This is a genomic window from Vibrio sp. 10N.261.52.A1 (assembly GCF_002876325.1).
Lineage (GTDB): Bacteria > Pseudomonadota > Gammaproteobacteria > Enterobacterales > Vibrionaceae > Vibrio > Vibrio chagasii.
The window spans coordinates 1-2,178 of the sequence record NZ_MCYD01000186.1 but is presented as its reverse complement, the minus strand read 5'-3'; the positions used below and the strand labels follow the sequence as shown (position 1 = coordinate 2,178).

The 2,178-nt window shown below is 44.0% G+C and carries 3 protein-coding genes; all 3 read left to right on the top strand.

What is annotated here, in order from left to right:
* Positions 1–8 precede the first annotated feature (8 nt).
* Complete coding sequence (locus BCT81_RS02480) at positions 9–824, top strand: membrane protein (RefSeq protein WP_004742282.1); 816 nt, start codon at positions 9–11, stop codon at positions 822–824.
* Positions 817–1,668 carry a glucosaminidase domain-containing protein gene (locus BCT81_RS02475; RefSeq protein ID WP_102423148.1) on the top strand — a complete coding sequence of 284 codons (852 nt, stop codon included), beginning with the start codon at positions 817–819 and terminating at the stop codon, positions 1,666–1,668. The genes BCT81_RS02480 and BCT81_RS02475 overlap by 8 nt, the downstream gene beginning before the upstream one ends.
* Positions 1,669–1,790: 122 nt before the next feature.
* The coding region (locus BCT81_RS02470; RefSeq protein ID WP_133152496.1) for a DUF2987 domain-containing protein at positions 1,791–2,178 on the top strand (388 nt) is incomplete at its 3' end.

Sequence of the window (2,178 nt, the reverse complement as noted above, 5' to 3'; positions counted from 1 at the left end):
GTATCACTATGAACAACGACATCGAAAAAGATTTTAATTTGGGCGGTAGTATCGACCGTGCACTTTCTGGCGATTATGAGCTCAAAGCAACGGCTGTATTCCAAGAGGCATGGAAACATACGGTAAGTCACTTTCTTTCGTTTTCCCCTGCGATTGTTGCTCTGATGTTCGTGCAACTGGCTATCTTTTATATCGCATTAAAACTGCAACTGGGTGACCCTGCGGTTATCTTAGACGCGGTTATCGACCCTGAGGCGTTTACGCCACAAATCGTTGAGTCCATTTTTATTGCCAACTTCAGCTATGAAGTTATCAGCGCGCCTATCTATGCAGGTATCTGTTTGATGGCGATGAGCCACGCAGCTGGGCTACAGACCAAAGTACGTCACATTGGCAAAGGCTTACAGTTTACGATTCCAGTAATTCTTGTGACTCTGTTCAGTCTGATGCTTCAAGGTATTGCAGGCATGATTCTGCCGTTTCTGTCGATTTACTTCTCGCTTGCGTTCAGCCACTCAATCCTGTTGATTTGCGATAAGAAAGTTCCACCAATGCAATCGCTTCTGCTTTCTCTGCGTGCTGTGAACAAGAAAATCTTCACCGTTGCTTCTATCTACCTATTAGTAATGCTGATGTTCATTGTCGCGGCAATGATGTACGGCATTGGCCTTATCTTCGTTTTACCTTTCTTCTTCCACGTGAAAGGCATTCTTTACCGTGAGATGTTTGGCATTAAACTCAAACTGATTGCGTCAGACAGACCAAAGAGCGACGACGACCACAACGGTAGCAACAACAAAGACCCACAGGTATTCGATGCATAACAACTCTAAATCAAGCGCAAGTAAATCACTTGCGCTAAAAGTGACAGCATTAGCCCTAGTTGGCTCGATCTCGTTAGTTGGCCCAATGCTTTACCAACAAGAAGAAGAGCGCAGGCGAGCAGGGCAAAAGGCTCCAGACTCAGAGCAAAACTTTGGTGATTTGACCGTCTCTTCTGATAAGCCAGATTTCGCAGCGATTGAAGATGTAAATGAAAAGAAAGACACCTTCTTTTCATACCTTCGCCCAAGTATCAACATCGAAAACAAGCGAATCACGAAAGAACGTGCGTTTCTAACCAAGCTTTCAGAAGCGGGGATGAACAATGTTGACTCTGAAGATGCGTCATACGCAAAGAGACTAGGAAAACTGTATAGCCTGCCTGTACCTTCAACGGGCATAGATGACGCTTGGCTGAAAGAAATGTTGAATCGTGTAAACGTGTTACCTGAAGCGCTTGTATTAACTCAGGCAGCCAATGAATCGGCATGGGGTACATCTCGTTTCGCCACTAAAGCGAATAACTATTTTGGTCATTGGTGTTACACCAAAGGTTGTGGCTTAGTTCCGCTACAACGTAACGAAGGTAGCTCACATGAAGTGGCAACATTCTCTTCAAGCCAAGAGTCTGTGCACCGTTACTTCATGAACCTAAACCGAAACCGTGCTTATGCAGACCTAAGAGCAATTCGCGCAAAACTAGCGGCACAGGGCGACGATCTGTTAACAACCGAAACCGCAACAGAGCTCACCAACGGCTTGCTAAAATATTCTGAGCGAGGTTCAGACTATGTGACTGATTTACAAGCTATGATCCGTCACAACGAGGTATACTGGAAAAAGTAACTCGATTTGATAGTCATTTGGCGAACTTAAACGGTAAGTTTGACCAAATAACATCACATAAAGAGCAGCTCATTGGCTGCTCTTTCTATTTATAAACGCTCAACTTCGACAAGACTATAACAATGAAAAAGACAGCACTCGCTTTATTAGCTTCTCTAAGCCTAGGGATCTCTTTACCTGCTGCAGCTCAAGAATACATGTTTACCTATTCTAAGCTTTACATACAGCTTAAAAATAACACCAAAGAAGGGCATGATGACGTTAAAGTTGCGGTCTTCTTTGTCGATCAGCAAGCCCAAACAACCTGTCATATCAGCAAAGCTTGGATGGAAAAAGAAGAACACTACGAAGAGCTGAAAGTCTCTCCAGCTAACGAGCTTCTGCTACCAGTAGACCAAAACCTTCGTTCGGCAAACCCGCTTATTTTTGTGCAAACAAAAGAACAAGAGTGCGCATACTCCTTGGTTGTTATGACTAAAGCACCTTTAGCTGGAAAGGTTGAGGTTGTAC